Origin of the sequence: Pseudoalteromonas sp. GW168-MNA-CIBAN-0100 (genome assembly GCF_040309225.1) — a bacterium.
GTDB classification, from domain to species: Bacteria; Pseudomonadota; Gammaproteobacteria; order Enterobacterales; family Alteromonadaceae; genus Pseudoalteromonas; species Pseudoalteromonas arctica.
Genome location: NZ_JBEOOL010000153.1, coordinates 1 through 414 on the forward strand (window position 1 = coordinate 1; position 414 = coordinate 414).

A 414-nucleotide genomic window follows, 5' to 3' on the forward strand; every position below is an offset into this window, starting at 1 on the left:
ATTCCCAGATTTTTGCGGCTAATTGTTGCTTATTCATTGGTTCTCTTTTTTAGTTATGTGCGAGACTTTACCTGCCTCAAACTCTTGAATTCTATCTTGCAGTTCTTCTATTAAGTTTTGCTGGGCATCAACAATTGAGCACAACTTATCTCTTTGGTTCTGGCAGTCTTTGAGCTTTTCTTGAAGCTTGCGTTTACGATTGTCTTTTTGCTGCGAAACTTTTTTTTCTTGGCTTTCTTGGAGAGCCGAATATTCTTGTATTTCTAGAACTAATAATGGATAACGACTTTTCTTAAGCGCAGAAGGATCACGTCCTGCTTCTTTTGCAACGTTATTCTGACTTAAAGGGGTGCCTTTTGGAAGGATAACAGGCTTATTTCGCTTAAGCCTTTCAAACGCCTCCCTAAATAGCTC

General features: G+C 38.9%; 1 protein-coding gene. It reads right to left on the bottom strand.

Features of this window, described 5'->3' with window-relative positions:
- Positions 1-33: 33 nt before the first annotated feature.
- Positions 34-414, bottom strand: a 381-nt coding sequence (locus AAEY62_RS20470; protein ID WP_350636066.1) for a hypothetical protein, incomplete at its 5' end; no start/stop codon positions are given.